The sequence below is a fragment of the Microbispora sp. NBC_01389 genome, assembly GCF_045040095.1.
Lineage (GTDB): Bacteria > Actinomycetota > Actinomycetes > Streptosporangiales > Streptosporangiaceae > Microbispora.
The window spans coordinates 3,216,989-3,237,801 of record NZ_CP109552.1 but is presented as its reverse complement, the minus strand read 5'-3'; the positions used below and the strand labels follow the sequence as shown (position 1 = coordinate 3,237,801).

Here is a 20,813-nt window from a genome sequence, read left to right as displayed (position 1 = left end):
TTCGAAAACCTGTATTAATTCTTCCACACAGCCCCGCCGCGAGCACCACCGTGCGGTGATTTGTTGGAGCTACAGGTGAACTTCAAATCCATGGAGATGTCCGGCTTATAGGACTTTCTCGCCGCCTGCCACTCTTATCCGGAATAAGAAAGGGTGTCGGCCACAATGATTAGGGCGGACTTTCCGGCAATTGAATCCCTGGCGCCTGTCAGGACGGTGCGTACGCCTGTTTCACGATCGCGAGCTTGGCGGTTGCCGGGCATGGAGCGGTAGCAGCAAAGCTTCGACGTGGCCCTCCCCGCCACCGAACAGGGAGCCGGCTTCGGCGAACTGGGTGGTCCCGCGACACGTCGCGGCGCATGCCCCCGGTCCTGGTCTCTTTACATGATCAGCCGGCGACGACGGCGGCCACGACCAGCGCGAGCGCGGCGGCCAGGGCGGCCAGGGCGGAGGGCGACCAGGTGACCCGGGTCTCGCCGGAGGAGGTCCGCCGGCGCGACCCGCTCATCTCCTCAAGCTGCTGGGCCACCCAGTCGGCGTGGGTGCGCCCGCCCACGGCCGCCGTGGCCCGCTCGACGCGGTCCTTCGACGAGGCCGCCTTGACGGCCTGCCCGGCGGCCCTGGCCCGCTCCCGCGCCGTGGCCTGCGGCGTCCAGCAGCGTACGGAGATCCCGCCCGACTCGATCACGATGGCGCTGGTCACCGTCAGGTCGTCGACGGCGTTCCAGGGGACGTAGGCGTTTCTCAGCGGATTGCGGACGCGGACCCCGCCCTCCCCGGCGAGGATGGCGGGCCGCAGCGCCATCACGAAGACCAGAGCGGTGATGACACCGAGCACCGCCCCCGCGATCAGCGCGATGGGCAGCCGGCCGTGGGCGACCAGGTCCCAGGCGTTCCAGGCGGCGAACACCAGCCAGCCCCATCCGAAGATCCAGGCCAGCCTCGACCGGAAGACCTGCGGCTTCACGCCTGCTGCCGCATCTGCGCGAAGGCGGGCTTGATCACGCCGTTGATCAGCGCGAGCCGCTCGTCGAACGGGATGAACGCCGACTTCATCGCGTTGACGGTGAACCACTGCAGGTCGTCCCAGCCGTAGCCGAAGGCGTCCACCAGCTTCGCGAACTCCCGCGACACGCTGGTGCCGCTCATCAGCCGGTTGTCGGTGTTGACCGTCACGCGGAAGTACAGGCGGCGCAGCAGACCGATCGGGTGCTCGGCGATCGACGGAGCGGCCCCGGTCTGGAGGTTGGAGGTCGGGCACATCTCCAGCGGGATGCGCTTGTCGCGGACGTAGGCCGCGAGCCTGCCGAGCTTGGCCTCGCCGTCCGCCGGCACCGTGATGTCGTCGATGATCCGCACCCCGTGGCCCAGCCGGTCGGCGCCGCACCACTGGATCGCCTGCCAGATCGACGGCAGCCCGAAGGCCTCTCCCGCGTGGATCGTGAAGTGTGCGTTCTCCCGCTGGAGGTACTCGAAGGCGTCCAGGTGGCGGGTGGGCGGATATCCGGCCTCCGCGCCCGCGATGTCGAAGCCGACCACGCCGAGGTCCCGATAGCGTACGGCGAGCTCGGCGATCTCCATCGAGCGGGCCTGGTGGCGCATCGCGGTGAGCAGCGTGCCGACCCTGATGCGCGCGCCGCCGTCCGGTCCGGCGGAGCCGAGCCGGAACCCCTCCAGCACGGCCTCCACGACCTCGTCCAGCGACAGGCCCCGCGAGGTGTGCTGCTCAGGCGCGAAACGGACCTCGGCGTAGATCACGCCGTCGTCCGCCAGGTCCTCGGCACACTCGGCGGCCACCCTGACCAGCGCGTCGCGGGTCTGCATGACCCCGACCGTGTGGGCGAACGTCTCCAGGTAACGCTCCAGCGAGCCCGAGTCGGCCGCCTCCCCGAACCAGGCTCCCAGCGCGTCCGGGTCGTACGTGGGCAGTTCGTGCCCGCACTCCCGGGCGAGGTCCACGATCGTCCCGGCCCGCAGCCCGCCGTCGAGATGGTCGTGCAGGAGCACCTTCGGCGCCCTGCGGATCTCCTCCAGAGTGGGCAGCTCGTTCATTCGCCCTCCTCACCGCGGTCGTACATCCGGCAATCCTATCCACGGACCCGAATCGGGCGGCCTGGCGAAACTCGCCGTCGCTCACTCCTCGCGGTTGGCGGTCTCCGGGGAGAACGCGGGCAGGCAGACCGCCACGTACTCGGCGCCGGACGGCCCGGCGCTGTAGCGGATTTTCTCCCCCGGCTCGCTCGTGAACGCCTGCCCCGCCTCCACGACGGTCGTCCCGCCCTCGTGCTCGACGACGACCGATCCCTTGAGGACGAGCGTGTATTCGGCGAACGCGGGGGCCTGCGCGGGCTCGCTCCAGCCCGCGGGCGCCACCATGTGGGCGATGGAGACCTGTTCGTCACCGCTGTTGACGCGGCCGACGTACTCGTCGATGACCTTCCCGCCCGGCACCGGCACCCGGGTGGCTCCCTCGATCTTCCTGACCATGCCGACCAGTGTGTCAGTTGATATGGAGATCATGTCATTCGCGCACATTCGCACTACGCTTGAGCGGCTGTGGTGGCGGAAGAGGCCTCCGAGCCGGGAGTGAGGCGTGGACCAGACACGACAAGGGCCTTGTCGCCGGACGGACGAGGAGTCGCGGTGAGGGATCTGCCGGGCTTCGACGCGTTCGCCGCCGACCACGTCCGGCCGCTGGCCCGTACGGCCCTGGCGCTGACCGGAGACCCGGAGGCCGCCCGCGCGCTCGTGGTGACCGCGCTCTCCGCCGTGGCGGCCAGGTGGGTCACCACACGCTGGTCGTTTCCCGCCGATGCCACGCGCAAGGCGCTGTACGCGGCCTACCTGGAGCGCCCGCGACCCCGGGGAGCCGCGGGCGGGCGCGGCCCGCACCCGAGCCTCACTCCCGGCTCGGACGCGGCGGCTCTCGCGGAGGCACTCACCGCGCTGCCGCCGCGTCGGCGTGCCCTGGTCGTGGCCTGTTTCCACGACGGCCACACCACTTGGCAGGCGGCCGGTCTGTGCCGCATGGACGCGCGGACGGCCAACACCGAGACCGTGCTCGCCGTCGCCGAAATGCGCGACCGCCTTCCCGCCTTCTTCGTGGCGGGAACTGCCCCGGAGACCACGGCAGGAACGGCCCCGGACACCGGGGTGGGGACGGCCCCGGGATCAAAGCCAGCAGGTCTCGCGCCCAGCTCGTGGTCATCGCCATCGCGACGGCCGGGCCATCGCCCAGCCCCTGGGCATCACCATCCGAGTCAGCCGGTCCCTCGCCCGGCTCCTGGGCGTCGCCATCCGTGTCGGCCGGTCCCTGGCCCGGCTCGTGGGCGTCGCCGTCGGAGGAGGGCCGGGCTCCCGGGCCGGCGGCCTCCGCGCCCGTCTCGTCCACGCCCGCCGCGCCCGGCTCGCCCGGCTCGTTCGGCGCCCCGGCGGGGCACACGCCGCCGTACCATGCCGCACCGTTCTTCACGTCTCCGGCGGTCGCGCCGGTCGCTCCTGCGGGAAGCCCGGGCGCGGGCGACAACGGCGACGGTCCGTGGGAGGCGGCGCTGCGCCGGGAGCTGGCCGCCCTTTCATCGGCGATGCCCGCGCTCGACCCGGCCCCGCTCGCCGCGGAGACGGCGCGGGCCGGGCGGCTGCACGTCACCCGGCGTCGCGCCGTGGTCACGGCCGTGAGCGTCACGCTCGCCGCCCTGGTCGTCGTCCCCCTCGCCTTCGGCGTGACGAGCCTGGCCGGGCGGGTGGAGCGGGCGGTGGCTGGCAGCGCCCCCGGAGCCTCCGGTTCCCCGGACGTGAGCGCCGCGATTCCCGGCACGCTGCGCGCTCCCCTGCCCGCCCCCGTGCGCTTCGCCTACCAGGGTTCCTGCACGGACGACGACTGGGACGAGTTCGCCGAGGAGTTCGCGAACGGCTGCGACCAGTGGCGGCTGGTGACGACCACGGGCGAGCAGTGGCGCGTTCCGGACGTGACGCGCCACCCCGGCGACCACTGGACCCCCCTCCTCGCGATCAGCCAGGACGGCGACCGCGTGGTCTACTACGGCGAGTCGTCACCCGACTTCATGGTCTTCGACCGGCGTCGTGCCCGGGCGGAGAGAAGCGGGATGTTCCCGCTCGCCGAGGACCCGGCACCATGGAACACCCACCTGGTCATCTCACCCAGAGGGCGGTGGATGGCCGCCGACTTCGGCGCGGGCGCGCGAGCACCCCTACCGCGCGTGCAGAGCCTCACCAGTTACCGGGTGGCGGTGTTGCCGCGTCGCATGCGGATCCTGGCGGTCGGGGACGACGGCACGGTGACCGGCACGGCCACGTGGGACACCGACGCGGCTCCCGGGCGGCTCGCCACCACCGTCCTGCTGCGGGTGCGGCCGAACGGACGCACGCTGAGCAGTGCGCCGATCGACCCGGCGCTGTTCGAGTCCGGCGTCGCGGTCTCCCCTGACGGACGCGCCGTCGCCGTGGCGGCCGAGCGCGCCCACCCCGGCGACGACGACCACGGCCAGGTGGTCACCCTCGACTCCGCCACCGGGCGCGTGCTCACCCGGCGCGAGGCGGCCCTTCCCCCGGACGCGCACGTCGCCGCCGTACGCGGCTGGGCGAGCGAGCACGAGGTGATCGTCGAGGCGAGGCGGCCCGGCGGCGACGAAGATGACGAGGAAGAATACTCGGTCTACGCCGTCGACGTGCGCACCGGAGCCGCCCGGCCGATCCCCCTGGACAAGGCCGGCGGCGTGCGCGGTCAGTGGGTGCCCGGCACGCTGCGCTGACCCGTACGGCCCGGGTGGGGGCCGGTCAGGCGGTGCGCGTGAGGGCGAGCGGGACGCCGTCCGGGTCGACGAGCAGCCCGTCCGCCGCGACCCGGGCGCCGGACGCGACGAGCCTCCCGGCCTCCTTCTCGGGATCGTCCACGGCGACGGCGACGTGCCGGAAGCCGCGCCGGCCAGGGCCGGCTGTCGGGCCGACCGCCGGGTCTGCCGCCGGGTCTGCCGTCCACGGGCTCGGCGTCGTGGCCGCGGTGAACGTGAACACCTCCAGCACGGCCGGCCCGGCCATCAGGTAGGTGATCAGGAAGCCCCGGGAGTCCTCGTCCTGCGCGATCTGGCCGATCACCTCGTATCCGAGCGTGTCGCGGTAGAAGGCGAGCACGGCGTCGAGCCCGCCCGACGTGACCGCCACGTGGTCGAAGACCGGCGGCGCCGTACGCGGCCTGCTCAGGGTGGCCAGCCGTTCGCGTTCGGCCAGTTCGGGCGAGGCGACGCGGTGATACCGCAGATAGTTGTCGGTGATCTCCAGGTGTGTGCCGTCCGGGTCCTGGAAGAACGCGATCCGCACGCCGCCGACCGCGTCGAGCGGCGGGAGCGTGAAGGGCACCCCCGCGTCGCGTACGCGCTCGGCCCGCAGGTCGACGTCGCCGACCTTGAAGCCGATGTGCCGGATGCCGCGCTGGAGGTCGTCGTTCACCCAGCCGCCGAGGTCGCCGTCGCCCGTCTCGACCAGCTTGAGCAGCACGGGACCCGCCGACAGCCACGCGACGCCCGGACTCTCCGCCGGACCCTCGCCGGGGGTGAGATCCAGCAGGCTCCGGTAGAAGTCGAGCGAACGGGCCAGGTCGGCGACGCCGATCTCGACATGCCGGATATCTCTGGACACGTGCCCCCCTCCGTCGTGGCCCGCCCCGGCACCGCCGGTCACGAAGCCCTCATGTCCGCGCACAGGAGACTTTCCCATAGCCCTCGGGACGCAGACCAGGCGCCAGGGCCAGGGTGACCGCCACGGAGACCGCGGCCATGACGGCCATGGCGGCCGAGGCCGAGGTGAACTGGGCGACGGAGCCGGCGAGCGCGGCGCCGACCCCCTGCATGGTCATCGTGCCGGACGACTGCAGCCCCAGCGCCTGCCCGCTCATCTCCTCCGGGGTGACGGCCAGGAGGCGTTCCTGGAGGAGCAGACTGGCCGCGTATCCGGCCGAGGCGAGCGCCACGGCCGCGACCGCGAGCGGCAGGGCCGGGTGCAGGAGGAAGACCAGGTACGGCACGGCCAGCAGCAGCCGCAGCGGAGCGCTCACCCGCTCGCGCCACCACTTCGGGACGAACCGCCCCACCAGGGTGTCTCCCGCCAGCATGCCCGCGGCGGCGGAGGCGAACAGCGTCCCGGCGTGCCGGGGGTCGTACGCGACGTACAGCGACTCGCAGCCGACGATCAGGCCGTTCGGCACCCACAGGGCCAGATACAGGTGACGGCGCGCGGGCGACGACCACAGCCTCCGGTTGGTCCGCCAGGTCTCGGCGGGCGAGGGCCGTCCCTGCGCCCGGGGCGGGCGGGCGGCGAGCCCGAACCGGGCGACGGCGGCGGCGACGAGGTCCAGCCCCGCCCCCACGAGCAGGGTGCCGCGCGGGGAGAAGGCGGTGACGAGCACGCCCCCGGCGGCGAAACCCACGATCTGCTGGACGCCGACCGACATGTTGAGCACCGAACGGCCCAGCAGGTATCCGTCTTTGGGCAGGATCTCGTTGAGCAGCCCGAAGCGGACGCCGCCGCCGAGGGACGCGGCGAGCCCCATGCCGAGGACGACGGCGAACAGCGCCCACAGCGGCAGTCCGGGCACGGCGAGCACGACCGTGCCGGCGCAGAACACCAGCGCCAGGCACGTCATCGCGGCGCGCGGGGGCAGCCGGTCGGCCGCCGACAGCAGCGCCACCGCTCCGAGCACCTGGGAGAAGGAGGCGCCGAACATGCTCAGCGCCGACAGCAGCGGCGACCGCGTCGTCCCGTACACGAGCGTGCCGAGCGCGAGGCCGCTCACCGTCGACGCCGCCACCTGCGCGGACCCGACGGTGAAGAGCGGCGTGAACTCCGGAGTGCGGAACAGTTCCCGGTAGGTTCGCATGACGGAAGCGTCGATCATCATCGCGCGCCACCGTTAGTGTTTCGCCGGGAGGCGAAACATGGGCTGGTGGCTGGTCGACGCCGACACTCTCGCGGAGAGCCGCTTCGTCGCGCACCTGCCCGCCTACCGCGCCCGCCTGGCCGGCGACCCGATCACCGCTGCTCCTGAAGGCCGCCCGCGGACGCAACTGGACCGCCGACTTCCTCACGCCCGCCCCGGCCGGCGAGGGTGAGGCGGTCTTCGAGGAGGAGCTGGCCCGGGTCCGGGAGACCCCGCCCGGCGTCACGCAGGCCGACATCGAGGTGGCGCTGCGCGGCCCGCTGCCCACGCCGTTGCACACGTGAAGCGGCGGACAGCACAGTCGTCAGCGCCTCGCCCGTGACCGGCCGGACCGGTCAGGCGGTGAGGCGGTCGATCACCAGCGGGAGGAGGTCGGCGCCGCCCTGGTCGCCGATCTCGTACGCCCCCTCAAGCGCCTGGAGGGCCCGGTCGAACCGGCCGGGCTCGTCGGCGTACAGGGTCATCAGCGGGGCGCCCGCCCGGACCTCGTCGCCGGGCTTGGCGTGCAGGACGACGCCCGCGCCCGGCGACACCGGGTCCTCCTTGCGGGCCCGTCCGGCGCCGAGCCGCCAGGCCGCCAGGCCGACGCTGAGCGCGTCGAGCGTGCGCAGCGTGCCCGACGCGGGAGCGGTCACCACGGCCGACTCCGCGGCCTTCGGCAGGGGCGCGTCCGGGTCGCCGCCCTGCGCGACGATCATGCGCCGCCAGGCGTCCATCGCCGAACCGTCCTTGAGCGCCTGCTCGGGGTCCCGGGCGCCCGGCACGGCCGCGGCCTCCAGCATCTCCCGGGCCAGCCGTACGGTGAGCTCGACCACGTCGGCCGGGCCGCCGCCGGCGAGCACCTCGACGGACTCCTCGACCTCCAGCGCGTTGCCCACCTTCAGGCCGAGCGGCCGGTCCATCGCGGTCAGCAGGGCGACCGTGCGCACCCCGGCGTCGGTGCCGAGCTCGACCATCGCCTGGGCCAGCTCCCGGGCGTCGTCCACGGTCTTCATGAACGCGCCCGAGCCGGCCTTCACGTCGAGTACGAGCGACCCCGTGCCCTCGGCGATCTTCTTGGACATGATCGACGAGGCGATCAGCGGGATCGACTCGACCGTGCCGGTGACGTCGCGCAGCGCGTAGAGCTTCTTGTCGGCCGGCGCGAGGCCCGCGCCCGCCGCGCAGACGACCGCCCCGGCCGAGCGGATCACGGCGAGCATCTCGTCGTTCGACAGCGACGCCCGCCAGCCGGGGATCGACTCCAGTTTGTCCAACGTGCCGCCGGTGTGCCCGAGGCCGCGCCCGGACAGCTGCGGCACGTACGCCCCGCACGCGGCGACCAGCGGCGCCAGCGGCAGCGTGATCTTGTCCCCGACCCCGCCGGTGGAGTGCTTGTCGGCCGTGGGCCGGTCGAGGGCGGACCAGTCCATCCGCTCCCCCGACCTGATCATGGCCTGGGTCCAGTCCGCGATCTCCCGGCGGTTCATGCCGTTCAGCAGGATCGCCATCAGCAGCGCCGACATCTGCTCGTCGGCCGCCTCGCCCCGCGTGTACGCGTCGATCACCCAGTCGATCTGGGCGGCCGACAGCTCGCCGCGGTCCCGCTTGGCGACGATGACCTCGATCGCGTCGAACCCCACATCTCCCCCTTTATCGCGAAAGGTCGTCGGGCCCGAAGGCGAACGGCAGGAAGTCCGCCATCCGCATCGGGCCGTCTGGCGTCTCCACCAGCAGATCGGCGCCGCCGTGCTCGAACAGCAGCTGGCGGCAGCGCCCGCACGGCATCAGCAGCTCGCCGTGGCCGTCCACGCAGGTGAAGGCCACCAGCCGCCCGCCGCCGCTCGCGTGCAGCGCCGAGACGAGCCCGCACTCGGCGCACAGCCCGACGCCGTACGACGCGTTCTCCACGTTGCAGCCGGTCACGATCCGGCCGTCGTCGACGAGCGCCGCCGCCCCCACCGGGAACTTCGAGTACGGCGCGTACGCGTGGGTCATGGCCTCGCGGGCCGCCTCGCGCAGTGCCTCCCAGTCGATGGTCATTTCGCCTGCCCCCTCCGATACGGGACTCCGTCGGCCGCCGGCATGCGCAGCCGCTGTGAGGCCAGCGACAACACCAGCAGTGTGGTCAGGTGGGGGGTGAACGAGGTGAACTGCTCCGGAACGGTGTCCGTCAGGGCGAAGACCGCGAACACCGCGAGCGCCACGAGCCCGGTGACCAGCGCCGCGACCCCCCGCCGCTGCCGTACGAGCTGGTAGACCGCCATCGCGGCGAGCAGCAGCGCGACCACCAGCAGCAGCGCGTGCACCGAGATGCCGCCCTGGCGGAGCTGGAGCGCGTCGGTGTAGCCGAACAGCGCGGCGCCCCCGGCGAGCCCGCCCGGCCGCCAGTTGCCGAAGATCATGGCGGCGAGCCCGATGTAGCCGCGCCCGCCTGTCTGGCCGTCCCGGTAGATGCCGGCGGCCACCAGCGACAGGAACGCGCCGCCGAGCCCGGCGAGCAGGCCGGACACGAGCACCGCGGCCCACTTGTAGCGGTAGACGTTCACGCCCAGCGACTCGGCCGCGACCGGCCGCTCGCCGCACGCCCGCAGGCGCAGCCCGAAGGGCGTGCGCCACAGGACGTAGAACGACAGCGGGACCAGCAGGATCGCCAGGATCGTGAACCAGGACACGCCCTGGGTGATGCCCCGCAGCACGCCCGCGAAGTCGGACAATACGAACCAGTGCGTGGCCTCGACCGTCCGCAGCGGGTCGTCGAGGAAGCCCAGGCTCACCGTGCCCAGATCCGGCAGCGGCGGGGAGTTCTTCGTGCCGCCGCCCGGCATGCCGTCGAAGACGAGCTGGGACAGGTACTGCGTGAAGCCGAGGCCGACGATGTTGATCGCGACACCGGAGATGATGTGGTCGACGCCGAAGGTCACGGTGGCGACCGCGTGGATCGCCGCGCCCAGCGCTCCGCCGATGGCCCCGGTGAGCACGCCCGCCCAGGGGTTGTGGAACTGGAGCGCGCCCCAGGCGCCGAACCACGTGCCGAGCACCATCATGCCTTCGAGGCCGATGTTGACCACGCCGGCCCGCTCCGACCACAGGCCACCGAGCCCGGCGAGCCCGATCGGCACGGCGAAGCTGAGCGCGGTGCCGACCGTGCCCGCCGACGTGATGTCGTTCGCGCCGGTCACCAGGCGCGCGACCGACAGCAGCACCACCAGCCCGGCCAGCCCGAGCAGGAGCAGCGGCGCCGACAGCCGGAAGCGCCGCGCCGGAGGCGTCTCGACCGGACGCTCAACCGGAAGGTCCGTCGCCGTCATGCCGTCTCCTCGATCTCGTCCGCCGCGCCGCGTTCACCGATTCGCTCGCTCACGCCGCCGCCTCCGCCTTCGGCGGCTCCGCCGGGGCGGCGAGCTGGCGGCCGACCCGGCGCTGTTCCGCCACCATCCGGTACCGGTGGACCAGCTCGTACGCGATGATCACGGAGAGCACGACGACGCCCTGCATGATCTGGACGATCTCCTTGGGGATGTCGAGCAGCTGAAGCTGATTGGAGGAGTTGTACAGGAAGCTCCACAGCAGCGCGCCGACCGCCATGCCGACCGGGCTGTTGCGCCCGAGCAGGGCGATCGCGATCCCGGTGAAGCCGAGGTCGGTCGGGAAGTTGTTGCTGTACTTGTAGGAGGCGCCGAGCAGCTCCGGCATGCCGATCAGCCCGGCGATCGCCCCCGACATGACCATCGTGACGACGATCATCTTCTTCACGCTGACGCCGCTGGCCACCGCCGCGGACTCGGACTTGCCGGTCGCCCGCAGCTCGAAGCCGAACCGGGTGCGGGTGAGCACGACCCAGTACGCGACGCCGAGCAGGACGGCGACCACGATGAACCCGTTGACCAGCACCGGCGTGCCCGCGATGAGCGGGATGCCCGGCATGTGCGCGTCGTCGGGAATCGGCCGGGTGCCGAGGTCGTTGCCGGTCAGCACGCCGAAGTGCTCGCTGACCAGCCAGGACCCGAGACCGGTGGCGATCGCGTTCAGCATGATGGTCGAGATGACCTCGCTCACGCCCCGGTAGACCCGGAGCAGGCCGGCGATGGCGGCCCACAGGGCCCCGACGACCACCGCGGAGACCACCACGAGGACGATGTTCAGCACGCCGGGGACCACGGCCGCTCCGCCGACCGCGGCGGCGACCACGGCCGCCAGGCGGTACTGGCCGTCCACGCCGATGTTGAAGAGGTTCATCCGGAAGCCGACGGCCACCGCGAGCGCGGAGATGTAGTACATGACCCCGGTGTTGAGAGTCATGACCATCGACCGCGGCTGGGTGCCGTAGTCCGCGAGCGTGGTGAACGCCTCCACCGGCTCCTTGCCGGCGACGAGCAGGACCACCGACGTGATCAGCACCGCGAAGACGACCGCGAGGACCGGCGCGGCCACGGCGAGCCAGCCGCCCAGCCGGACCCGGCCGAGCACCCGGTCGAGGAAGCCGTTCATACGCCCTCCCCGGCGCCGGTCATCGCCGAGCCCAGTTGCTCGGGCGTCACGTTCGCGGGATCGACGTCGGCGACGATCCTCCCGCGCAGGATCACCTTGAGCGTGTCGGACAGCCCGATCAGCTCGTCCAGATCCGCGGAGATCAGCAGCACGGCCAGCCCGGCGGCGCGCGCGGTGCGCAGATGGTCCCAGATCGCCGCCTGCGCGCCGATGTCGACGCCGCGGGTGGGATGGCTGGCGATGAGCAGGACGGGGTCGCCGCTCATCTCGCGGCCGACGATCAGCTTCTGCTGGTTGCCGCCGGACAGCGCGGCGGCGTCCACGTCGATCCCCGGGGTGCGGACGTCGTACTCCTCGACGATCCGCTGGGTGTCGGCCCGCGCGCCCGCGCGGTCGATCCACGGGCCCCTGACGTTGGGCCTGCGGGTCTGGTGCCCGAGGATGCGGTTCTCCCACAGTGGGGACTCCAGCAGCAGGCCGTGCCGGTGACGGTCCTCGGGGATGTAGCCGATCCCGCCCGCACGCCGTCTGAGCGTCGACCAGTGGGAGATGTCGGCTCCGCCGAGGGTGAGCGCGGTCACCTCACAGGGGCGCATGCCCATGATCGCCTCGACCAGCTCCGCCTGGCCGTTGCCCTCGACGCCCGCGATGCCGAGCACCTCGCCCTTGCGGATGTCGAAGCTCACGTTCTCGACCACCGGCCGCCCGCCGCCGGTGCGCCCGGTGAGGTCGCGTACGGTCAGGTCGCGTACGGACAGGGCGACGACGTCGGTGACGGTCGACTCGCGGGTCTCCGGGCTGGGCAGCTCGCTGCCGACCATGAGCTCGGCGAGCTTGCGGGAGGTCACGTCCTCCGGGTCCACGGTCGCGACGGTGGTGCCCCGCCGGATGACGGTGATGGCGTCGGCGACCCGCAGCACCTCGTCCAGCTTGTGGGAGATGAACAGGATCGTCAGCCCCTCGCGGACCAGGCCGCGCAGGTTGTCGAACAGCTCGTCCACCTCGTGCGGCACGAGCACGGCGGTCGGCTCGTCCAGGATCAGGATGCGGGCGCCCCGGTAGAGCACCTTGAGGATCTCCACCCGCTGGCGGTCGCCGACCCCCAGCTCCTCCACCGGCACGTCGGGCCGCACGCCCAGGCCGTACGCGTCGGAGATCTCCTTGATCTTCCTGCGCGCGGCGGCGAAGTCGAGGGCGAGGCCGCCGCGCCGGGGCTCGCTGCCGAGCACCACGTTCTCCAGCACGGTCAGGTTGTCGGCCAGCATGAAGTGCTGGTGGACCATCCCGATGCTGGCGGAGATGGCGTCGGCGGGGGTGTGAAAGCTCACCGGCGACCCGGCGACGCGGATCTCTCCCTCGTCGGGACGCTGCATCCCATAGAGGATCTTCATGAGCGTGGACTTGCCCGCGCCGTTCTCGCCGACGATGGCGTGGATGTGCCCTCGGGCGACGCGGAGGTGGATGTCGCTGTTGGCGACGACTCCCGGAAACCTCTTGGTGATCCCGGTGAGCTCTACTGCGGGCGCCGTAGCGGTGGCGACGGTAATGGCGGCCTCCTCCTCGCGGAGTGCCCGATGACGGTCAAGTGGTAGTCAGAGTAGAACAAAAGGGCCCGGGGCGGGTGCCACCGGGCCCCTTGATTGCGCAGGTCAGGACGTCGGGACCGCGATCTCGCCGCCGATGATCTTCTGCTTGTACTCGTCGATCTTCGGTTTGATGTCGTCGATCTTGCCACCGGTGGTGGAGTAGTCGACGCCACCCGCCTTGAGGTCGTAGACGGTCGGACCGGCCTTGACCGTGCCGGTGGTGAAGTTCTTCAGGAAGTCGAAGACCGCCACGTCGACCTTCTTGATCATCGAGGTGATGATCACGTCCTTGAAGCCGGCGTACGCCGGGAGGCCCGCCTGGTCGGAGTCGACGCCGATCGCCATCGCCTTGGCGGCCTTGGCCGCCTCGAAGACGCCCGCGCCGGAGCCGCCGGCCGCCTGGTAGACCACGTCGGCGCCGGCGTCGTACATGCCCTGCGCGGCGGTCTTGCCCTTGGCCGGGTCACCGAAGCCGCCGAAGTCCGGGGGCTGGGTGAGATACTTGCTCTGGATCTTGATGTCCGGCTTGACGGCCTTCGCGCCGGCCTCGAAGCCCGCCTCGAACTTGTGGATCAGCGGCACGTCGACGCCGCCCACGAAGCCGATGTTGCCCTTCTGCGACTTGAGCGCCGCCGCGGCGCCGACGAGGAACGACCCCTGCTCCTCGGCGAACATCAGGTTGCTGATGTTGTCGCCCTTCGCGGCGTCGTCGTCGACGATGGCGAACTTGACGTCGGGGAACTCCTTGGCGACCTTCGCCACCGAGCCCGAGTAGGCGAAGCCGACCGCGATGACCGGGTTGTACCCGCCGTTGGCGAGCAGGCGCAGCCGCTCCTCCTTCTGGGCGTCGGTCTCGCCCGCCGTCGCCTCCAGTTCCTTCTTCTCGACCTTCAGCTCCGACACGGCCTGGTCGAGGCCCTTGGCGGCGGCGTCGTTGAACGACCCGTCGCCGCGGCCGCCGATGTCGTACGCCAGACCCACCTTCGCGCCGCCGCCGGCTTCGGCGGGCGCGGATGACGCGCCGGCCGTGGCTCCGGTCGTGGTGTCGTCGCCACCGCCACACGCGGCGGCGGCCATGAGCAAGACGCCGCCCATGGTGGTGGCGGCCAGTTTGCTAACTCGATTGCGGAGCAAGGTGTTGACTCCCCTTCCGTTCCCCGTCGTCCAACTCTCGTCGCACGCACGCAGGAACGCACGGCAACCCTGCACGGAAGATAGTTGTTTGACCTGCATAGACCAAACCCGCATACCACTCCGCAACATGTCCGTTATTGACCCCAGTCCGGGCTGTGACCCTGGGACAGCCTGGGAAAACTCGGTCAGGCGGGCCGGACGATCACGCCGGGGACCGGTCTGCCCGGCGAGGGCGGCGCGAAGGAGTCAGTCGGGAACGCGGGCGGTGCGGCGGATCGGAACCCGGCACACACCGCCTCGACGCGTCAGCGGTTGCCGCCCCACAGGGCGGTGAGCGCGGTGGCGGCGAGCACCTTGACGCCGATGCCGATGGCGCGCTCGTCCACGTCGAACTGCGGCCGGTGGAGGTCGACCTCGTCCACGACCCCCGGCGGGCGGGTGCCCAGGCGGGCGAGCGCGCCGGGCACCGACTCGAGGTACCAGGAGAAGTCCTCGCCGCCGAGGCTCTGCGGGGTGGGCACGGCGCTTCCCTCGCCGATGATCTGGGTGACCGCGTCGTGCAGCATCTGGATGCTGGTGGCCTCGTTCACCGTGGGCGGCGTGCCCCGCCGGTAGTCGATCTCGGCGTCCACGCCGTACGCGCAGGCGACCGAGTCGAGCAGGGCCTTGACGAGGTCGGGGGCCTGGTGCCAGGCCTCCTCGTCCAGCGACCTGATCGTGCCCTGGGCCATCCCGACGTCCGGGATCGCGTTGGCCACCGAGCCGGCCGAGATCTGGCCCCACACGAGGCTGAGGCTGGACCGGGGGTCCACGCGCCGCGACAGCGCGGCCGGCAGTTCGGTGACGATCTTGCTGAGCGCGTAGACGAGGTCCACGGTCAGGTGGGGCCGGGCGGTGTGCCCGCCGGGGCCGGCCACCCGGATGCGCAGGCTGTCGCAGGACCCGGTGATCGGGCCGGTGCGCAGGCCGACGTTCCCGGCGTCGAGGCGCGGGTCGCAGTGCAGCGCGAAGATGCGGTCGACGTCGTTCAGGCCGCCGTCGCGCATGACCTCCAGGGCGCCGCTCGCCACCTCCTCGGCGGGCTGGAAGATCAGCCGTACCCGGCCGGGCAGCGCGCCCGCGTCGGCCTGGGACGCCAGGAACAGCCCCGCGCCGATGACCATGGCCGTGTGCACGTCGTGGCCGCAGGCGTGGCAGGCGTTCGGGTTCGTGGAGCGATAGGGGACGTCCTTCTCGTCCTCCATCGGCAGCGCGTCGATGTCGGCGCGCAGGGCGACCGTCGGCCCCTCGCCCCGGCCGAAGTCCACCCACAGGCCGGTCCCGCGGGACAGCGGGTGTGGCGTGAGACCGGCGTCGGTCATGCGCTCGGCGATCTTCTCCGTCGTGCGATGCTCGCTGAAGGCGATCTCCGGATGCGCGTGCAGGTCGCGCCGGAACTCGATCAGCTCATCGTTGCGCTCGCGCAGGAAGTCCGCCAGTTGCGCGGCCAGGTCGGTGCTTCCCGGCACGGCCGCGTCCGGCGGAGCGAGCTTCGATGAGGTGGCCACGGGTCTTCCCTTCTCCGGTGAGCCGTCCCGGCCACGGGTCATCGGATCGTCCATATGATCACTAGAAGTCATGAAAAAGCCCAGAAGGGCCGAGCGGGCGTGTCTCGCCTCCACCGACCCTTCATTCACAATCCTCCCATGCCGCGAGCCCTTGATACGGCGGGTTACCCAGTATTTACACCGGTCACCGCTGATTGTCAGAGTTGCGGCGCACTTCCCCGGACATTTCAGACGTACCCCTTCAGGAGCCTGATTGTCCGGCGTCGCGGTTGGGGTTCGACGTCACGAACCTGTCCTCGGCGAGCTCGATGATCGTGGCATCGACGACGTCCTGGAGGCTTCCGCCGTCGGCGAGGATCGCCCGCTGGCGCTCGGAGGAGCTTCCCTGCTCCAGCACGTCGGTCACGACCGCCAGTTCCTCGGCACAGCCGAGCCGTTCCGCGACCGGTTCGAGTTCGCGCTGAAGTTCATACAATACGTCGCGCATCGGCGCCGTGGAGCCATGGTCGTCGGTGATCACGTCCGCGTCCAGACCGTATCGCGTCACGCGCCACTTGTTGTCGCGCACCACCCACGCCGCCGGATGCGGCAGCGTGTAGCCCCGGTCGATCTGCTGGTCGAACTGCTGCACGAGGCACTGGGACAGCGCGGCGACCATGCCGACCTCGCGCGGCGTGGGGATGCCGTCGAACATCCTGATCTCGATCGTGCCGAAGTCGGGGTGCGGCCGGATGTCCCACCACACCTCCTTGATGCTGCGGATCGTGCCCGCCTTGATCAGCGTGTCCATGTACTCCTCGAACTCGGCCCAGTCGGCCAGCAGGTGCGGCGGCCCGGCGGTGGGCAGCGAGCCGAAGACGATGGCCCGGCTCGACGCCAGCCCGGTGTCCTGCCCGCCCCAGTAGGGGCTGGAGGAGGTGAGCGCGAGGAAGTGCGGCAGGTACGCCGCGAGGGCGTTGACCATCGGGATGACCTTGTCCCGGTCTCGCACGCCCACGTGGACGTGCACGCCGAACGTCTGGATGCGCCAGGCGAGCCACTGCATCTCCTCGACCAGCTCCACGTACCGCTGACTGGGCGCGTAGACGGCGTCCCGCCACTCGCTGATCGCGTGGGTCCCGGTGCAGGCGAGCGCCATGCCGCGCGGCTCGACCACCTCGGTCAGCCGGCCGATGCTCTTGCGCAGATCCTGTACGGCCTCCGCGACCGTGTGGCAGACGTCGGTGATGATCTCGACCTGCGACTGCATCAGCTCGTGCATCGCCTTGGGCCGCTGACCCTCGCTGAGGTCGGGGACCGCGGCGAGCACGTCCCTCGCGTCCTGGCGCAGCTGCCGCGTGTGCGTGTCGACGAGCTGAAGCTCCCACTCCACCCCGAGCGTGGCGCCCCGCGAGGGGTTGAACTCGATGGTCACCGCTTGCCTCCATCACCTGGTCGTGCCGGACAACGTCGTCAGAGGTCAGCCCTACCCCTCATCCACCCCCGCACGCCCACGGCCGCGAGCGTCAGCGCCAGGAGGATGTTCACCGCGATCAGTACCCCGTGGACAACGTAGAAGGACGTCCTGTGGCCGTCGGCGAGGTTGAAGCCCAGGTTGATCCACTCGAAGATCATGAACGCGGCGAGCGTCACGAGGAAGGCGGAGACACGTCTCGTCATGCCCCCAGTATCGGCGGCTCTCCGCGTGGCCCCGAGGCCTATGGGGCATATGTCGCTTCATGCGAAAACAGTCGAGGCTAGGCTGAGCCACCTATGGGGACGAACCTACGGGCACTCGCCGCGACCGGGGCGGCCGCGGGACTGACGACGGCGCTGCTGACGACGGCGCTGCTCGGCGCCTCTCCCGCCGCCGGAGCGCGTGCCGTGCCGAGTCCACCGGCGCCGCGGGCGAGCGACACCGCGTCCGCCACCGGGACGACCGGGGCCGCCGGGGCCGCCACCGTCGGCGGGGAACGGCTGGCCGGGCACGGCGTCGTCGCGCCGGCCGGTTTCAAGGCGCCGCCCAAGACCGAGTCCTCCGCCTACCTGATCGCCGACGCGGACACCGGCGCGGTGCTCGCGGCGAAGGACCCGCACGGGCACTACCTGCCGGCGAGCACGCTGAAGACACTGACGGCCGTGACGCTGATCCCCAGGCTCGACAAGAACCGCAGGATCAAGCCGAGCGAGAAGGCCTGCAACGTCGAGGGCAGCGCCGTCGGGATCGTCCCCGAACCGATCTACAAGGTCGACGACCTGATGCGGGCGCTCCTCATGGTCTCCGCCAACGACGCCGCGGTCGCGCTCGCCGAGGCCAACGGCGGCCTGACCAGGACACTCGCCGACATGAACGCGCAGGCACGCAAACTCCAGGCGTACGACACCGTGGCCAGGACGCCGAACGGCCTGGACGCCCCGGGCCAGCGCAGCTCGGCGTACGACCTCGCCCTGATCGCCAGGGCCGGGCTGGCGATGCCCGCCTTCCGCGAGTACATCAGTACGAAGGTCGCCAAGTTCCCGGCGCCGAAGGACTACGGCAAGAAAAAGAAGAAGAAGAACCAGGACGACTCCGACCCCAGCGAGTCTCCGGCGCCCGCCTACTACGAGATGGCCAACCACAACCGGCTGCTCGGGCGCTACAAGGGCATGCTCGGGGTCAAGAACGGCTGGACGACGAAGGCTCTCGGCAGCTTCGTGGGCGCGGCCCGCCGCGACGGTCACACGATCATCGTCGTGATCATGCATCACCCCGGCGGCTTCTGGGAGGAGGTCTCCAAGCTGCTCGACTGGGGCTTCGCCGCGCGGAGCCGGGTGGCCCCCGTCGGCGAGCTGGTCCGGCCGGTGCCCGACCCCGCGCCCTCGTCGTCCGCCCTCGCCGTACGGCCCACGGGGACGCCCGGCCCGGGGGGCAGCGCAGGGGACGGCACAGGCGGTGACGCGCGCAGGGTGGCGGGCAGGGAGCCCGCGGGTTCGGGACTGGCCGTCCCCCTCCTCGCCGGTGGCGGCGCGCTGGCGGTCCTCGCCCTCGGCGGCGCGTACGCCCTGCGCCGCCGGTCCCGCAGGGACGACCCCTCCGGCGGTACGGCCGGGTGACCGGCGGCCCGCCGTCAGGCCGTGCCGTGGGTGGGGGTGATCGCGGGCGAGGGCAGCGGAGTGGGCTCGGGAGGCGGGCCGAGGCTGGCCGTCGCCGTCCACGCGGCGGCGTAGAGGATCACCCGGGCCGACAGGTTGATCCACAGCAGCAGCCCCACGACCACCGCGAACGTGCCGTACACCGGATTGTGCAGGGTGCTGGAGAGGATCAGCGCGGCGAGCTGCTTCAGCACGCCGAAGCCGGCCGCGCCCAGCAGCGAACCCTTGAGCACGACGAGGAACGGCTGCGCCGGTTTCGCCAGCCAGCCGAGCATGACCAGGAAGAGCAGCAGGTCGGCGACGAGGCTCGCGGCCACCCCGGCGAGCCAGACGCCGAGCCCGGCCAGCGGTGAGGAGCCGAGGCCGAGCCAGCCGGCGACCGTGCTCGTGGCCCCGGTGGCGAAGCCGCTCGCGATCACCGAGGCGAGCAGGACGACGCCCATGAGCACGAGCGCGACGAGGTCGCGCAGCTTGCCGACGAAGTAGTTGAGCGGCGGCTCACAGGTCATCCAGACGGTGCGCAGGGCCCCGCGCAGCGCGTCCATCGCGCCCAGGCCGGCGTAGAGCAGGCCGAGGAGGCCGATGATCCCGGCCCGCGCCCGCGCCCCGGCGAGCTGGTCGATGTGCAACTGCCCGGCGAGCCCGGGCAGCTGGCTGTTGATCGCCTCGGTGAGCGTGGCGAGCGCGTCCGGGCGGATCGTCACGACGTACCCGAACAGCGCGAAGGCTAGCGCGATCAGCGGGAAGAACGACAGGAACGCGAAGTAGGTGATGGCGCCCGCGAGCCGGTCGCCCGTCTGCACCTGGTAGCGCCGCACGGTCCGGATGAGATGGTCGAGCGCGCGGAAGCGGATCCGGTTGCGCTCGATCCACACCCGGCCCGCCGCCTTGACCGCGTCCACCCGCCGGGTGACCCGCTGGACGATCCCCATCGCCGTTCTCTACCCCGCGGAGGGGGCTCGATGCCTGCCCACGGCGGGCCCGCCGATCAGTCGAGGGACGGGGACGGCAGCAGGCCGAGGCGCTCGCGCACCTGGGCCATCGTCTCGCGGGCCACCGCGCGGGCCCGGGCCGCGCCCGCGACCAGCAGCCGGTCGAGCTCGGCCTCGTCGGCCAGCAGCTTCTCCGTGCGCTCGCGGATCGGGGCGAACGTCTCGATGACCGCCTCGGCGACCTCCTTCTTGAAGGTGCCGTAGCCCTGCCCGGCGAACCGGGCCTCCAGCTCGGGGATCGGCGTGCCGGTCAGCGCGGAGTGGATCCGCAGCAGGTTGGTGACGCCCGGCTTGTTCTCCTCGTCGGCGACGACCTCGCTGCCGGTGTCGGTCACCGCGCGCATGATCTTCTTGCGCAGGGCGTTCGGCTCCTCCAGGACGTCGATGATGCCCTGCGGGCTCGACGACGACTTGGACATCTTGGCGGTCGGGTCCTGGAGGTCGGTGATCTTCTCGACCTCCTTGAGGATGTAGGGGTTCGGCACCTTGAAGGTCGGGCCGTAGCGGCTGTTGAAGCGCTGCGCGAGGTCGCGGCTGAGCTCCAGGTGCTGCTTCTGGTCCACGCCCACGGGCACCTGGTCGGCCTGGTAGATCAGGATGTCGGCCGCCTGGAGGATCGGGTAGGTGAACAGGCCGACGCCGGCCGAGCTCTCGCCGTACCTGGCGGACTTGTCCTTGAACTGGGTCATCCGCCCGGCCTCGCCCATGCCGGTCTGGCAGATGAGGTACCACGCCAGCTCGCTGTGCTCGCGTACGTGGCTCTGGGCGAACACGGCGGCGCGCTCCGGGTCGATCCCGGCGCCGAAGAGCTGGGCGGCGGCGACCCTGGTGCGGCGGCGCAGCTCCTCCGGCTTCGGGGAGACCGTCAGCGCGTGCAGGTCGGCGATGAAGAAGAAGGCCTCGTGGGTGTCCTGCAACGCGACGTACTGCCGGACGGCGCCGAGGTAGTTCCCCAGGTGGAACGAGTCGGCGGTGGGCTGGATGCCGGACAGGACGCGAGCGAGGGCCATGGGGCAATTCT

General features: G+C 71.6%; 19 protein-coding genes. 3 read left to right on the top strand and 16 right to left on the bottom strand.

The genetic code is table 11. The features are described from left to right. Nucleotides 1-388: 388 nt before the first annotated feature. The 3 genes from OG344_RS14790 to OG344_RS14780 form a co-directional block, all read right to left on the bottom strand. The gene (locus OG344_RS14790; RefSeq protein ID WP_405088705.1) at nt 389-967 is read right to left on the bottom strand and encodes a hypothetical protein; all 579 of its coding nucleotides are present in this window, start codon (nt 965-967) and stop codon (nt 389-391) included. Beyond that, nucleotides 964-2,052, bottom strand: coding sequence for an adenosine deaminase (locus OG344_RS14785; RefSeq protein ID WP_405088704.1), 1,089 nt, complete (start codon nt 2,050-2,052; stop codon nt 964-966). The genes OG344_RS14790 and OG344_RS14785 overlap by 4 nt, the downstream gene beginning before the upstream one ends. An 81-nt stretch (nt 2,053-2,133) precedes the next feature. Then, nucleotides 2,134-2,487: a cupin gene (locus OG344_RS14780; RefSeq protein ID WP_327043839.1), complete on the bottom strand. Its 354-nt coding sequence runs from the start codon at nt 2,485-2,487 to the stop codon at nt 2,134-2,136. Nucleotides 2,488-3,299: 812 nt separating this feature from the next. Between OG344_RS14780 and OG344_RS14775 the strand changes: the two genes are divergently transcribed. Continuing rightward, the gene (locus OG344_RS14775; RefSeq protein ID WP_405088703.1) at nt 3,300-4,772 is read left to right on the top strand and encodes a hypothetical protein; all 1,473 of its coding nucleotides are present in this window, start codon (nt 3,300-3,302) and stop codon (nt 4,770-4,772) included. 25 nt (nt 4,773-4,797) lie between these two features. Here OG344_RS14775 and OG344_RS14770 read toward each other — a convergent pair whose 3' ends face one another. After that, nucleotides 4,798-5,655 carry a VOC family protein gene (locus OG344_RS14770; protein WP_405088702.1) on the bottom strand — a complete coding sequence of 286 codons (858 nt, stop codon included), beginning with the start codon at nt 5,653-5,655 and terminating at the stop codon, nt 4,798-4,800. Between the two features lie 49 nt (nt 5,656-5,704). Next, entirely contained in the window at nt 5,705-6,892 is a 1,188-nt protein-coding gene (locus OG344_RS14765) for an MFS transporter (RefSeq protein WP_405088701.1), read from the bottom strand. Nucleotides 6,893-6,950: 58 nt separating this feature from the next. Here OG344_RS14765 and OG344_RS14760 point away from each other — a divergent pair, with 58 nt between their 5' ends. Continuing rightward, entirely contained in the window at nt 6,951-7,124 is a 174-nt protein-coding gene (locus tag OG344_RS14760; RefSeq protein WP_405088700.1) for a hypothetical protein, read from the top strand. 163 nt (nt 7,125-7,287) lie between these two features. On the opposite strand, the gene OG344_RS14755 is transcribed toward OG344_RS14760, so the two are convergent. The 9 genes from OG344_RS14755 to OG344_RS14715 all read right to left on the bottom strand — a co-directional run bounded on the left by OG344_RS14755 (nt 7,288) and on the right by OG344_RS14715 (nt 17,348). Further along, nucleotides 7,288-8,574, bottom strand: coding sequence for a thymidine phosphorylase (locus tag OG344_RS14755; protein ID WP_405088699.1), 1,287 nt, complete (start codon nt 8,572-8,574; stop codon nt 7,288-7,290). 10 nt (nt 8,575-8,584) lie between these two features. Next, nucleotides 8,585-8,974: a cytidine deaminase gene (locus OG344_RS14750; RefSeq protein WP_327043833.1), complete on the bottom strand. Its 390-nt coding sequence runs from the start codon at nt 8,972-8,974 to the stop codon at nt 8,585-8,587. Then, nucleotides 8,971-10,242: an ABC transporter permease gene (locus OG344_RS14745; RefSeq protein ID WP_405088698.1), complete on the bottom strand. Its 1,272-nt coding sequence runs from the start codon at nt 10,240-10,242 to the stop codon at nt 8,971-8,973. Before OG344_RS14745 ends, OG344_RS14750 begins: the two co-directional genes overlap by 4 nt. Before the next feature lie 49 nt (nt 10,243-10,291). Continuing rightward, nucleotides 10,292-11,422, bottom strand: a complete 1,131-nt coding sequence (locus OG344_RS14740; protein ID WP_405088697.1) for an ABC transporter permease — start codon at nt 11,420-11,422, stop codon at nt 10,292-10,294. Continuing rightward, entirely contained in the window at nt 11,419-12,969 is a 1,551-nt protein-coding gene (locus tag OG344_RS14735; protein WP_405089093.1) for an ABC transporter ATP-binding protein, read from the bottom strand. Before OG344_RS14735 ends, OG344_RS14740 begins: the two co-directional genes overlap by 4 nt. Before the next feature lie 102 nt (nt 12,970-13,071). Next, a complete protein-coding gene (locus OG344_RS14730; RefSeq protein ID WP_405088696.1) occupies nt 13,072-14,103 on the bottom strand; it encodes a BMP family protein in 1,032 nt (343 codons plus the stop codon). A 344-nt stretch (nt 14,104-14,447) separates the two neighbouring features. Beyond that, a complete protein-coding gene (locus OG344_RS14725; RefSeq protein ID WP_405088695.1) occupies nt 14,448-15,689 on the bottom strand; it encodes an amidohydrolase in 1,242 nt (413 codons plus the stop codon). Nucleotides 15,690-15,930: 241 nt separating this feature from the next. Next, nucleotides 15,931-17,103: a glutamate--cysteine ligase gene (locus tag OG344_RS14720; RefSeq protein ID WP_405088694.1), complete on the bottom strand. Its 1,173-nt coding sequence runs from the start codon at nt 17,101-17,103 to the stop codon at nt 15,931-15,933. A 38-nt stretch (nt 17,104-17,141) separates the two neighbouring features. Next, complete coding sequence (locus OG344_RS14715) at nt 17,142-17,348, bottom strand: SCO4848 family membrane protein (RefSeq protein WP_405088693.1); 207 nt, start codon at nt 17,346-17,348, stop codon at nt 17,142-17,144. 93 nt (nt 17,349-17,441) lie between these two features. Between OG344_RS14715 and OG344_RS14710 the strand changes: the two genes are divergently transcribed. Then, a complete protein-coding gene (locus OG344_RS14710; RefSeq protein WP_405088692.1) occupies nt 17,442-18,761 on the top strand; it encodes a D-alanyl-D-alanine carboxypeptidase family protein in 1,320 nt (439 codons plus the stop codon). A gap of 14 nt (nt 18,762-18,775) precedes the next feature. Here OG344_RS14710 and OG344_RS14705 read toward each other — a convergent pair whose 3' ends face one another. Together OG344_RS14705 and trpS are read right to left on the bottom strand one after the other, a co-directional pair. After that, nucleotides 18,776-19,732: a YihY/virulence factor BrkB family protein gene (locus OG344_RS14705; protein WP_405088691.1), complete on the bottom strand. Its 957-nt coding sequence runs from the start codon at nt 19,730-19,732 to the stop codon at nt 18,776-18,778. Nucleotides 19,733-19,788: 56 nt separating this feature from the next. Continuing rightward, complete coding sequence (trpS, locus tag OG344_RS14700) at nt 19,789-20,802, bottom strand: tryptophan--tRNA ligase (protein ID WP_327043825.1); 1,014 nt, start codon at nt 20,800-20,802, stop codon at nt 19,789-19,791. Nucleotides 20,803-20,813 lie beyond the last annotated feature (11 nt).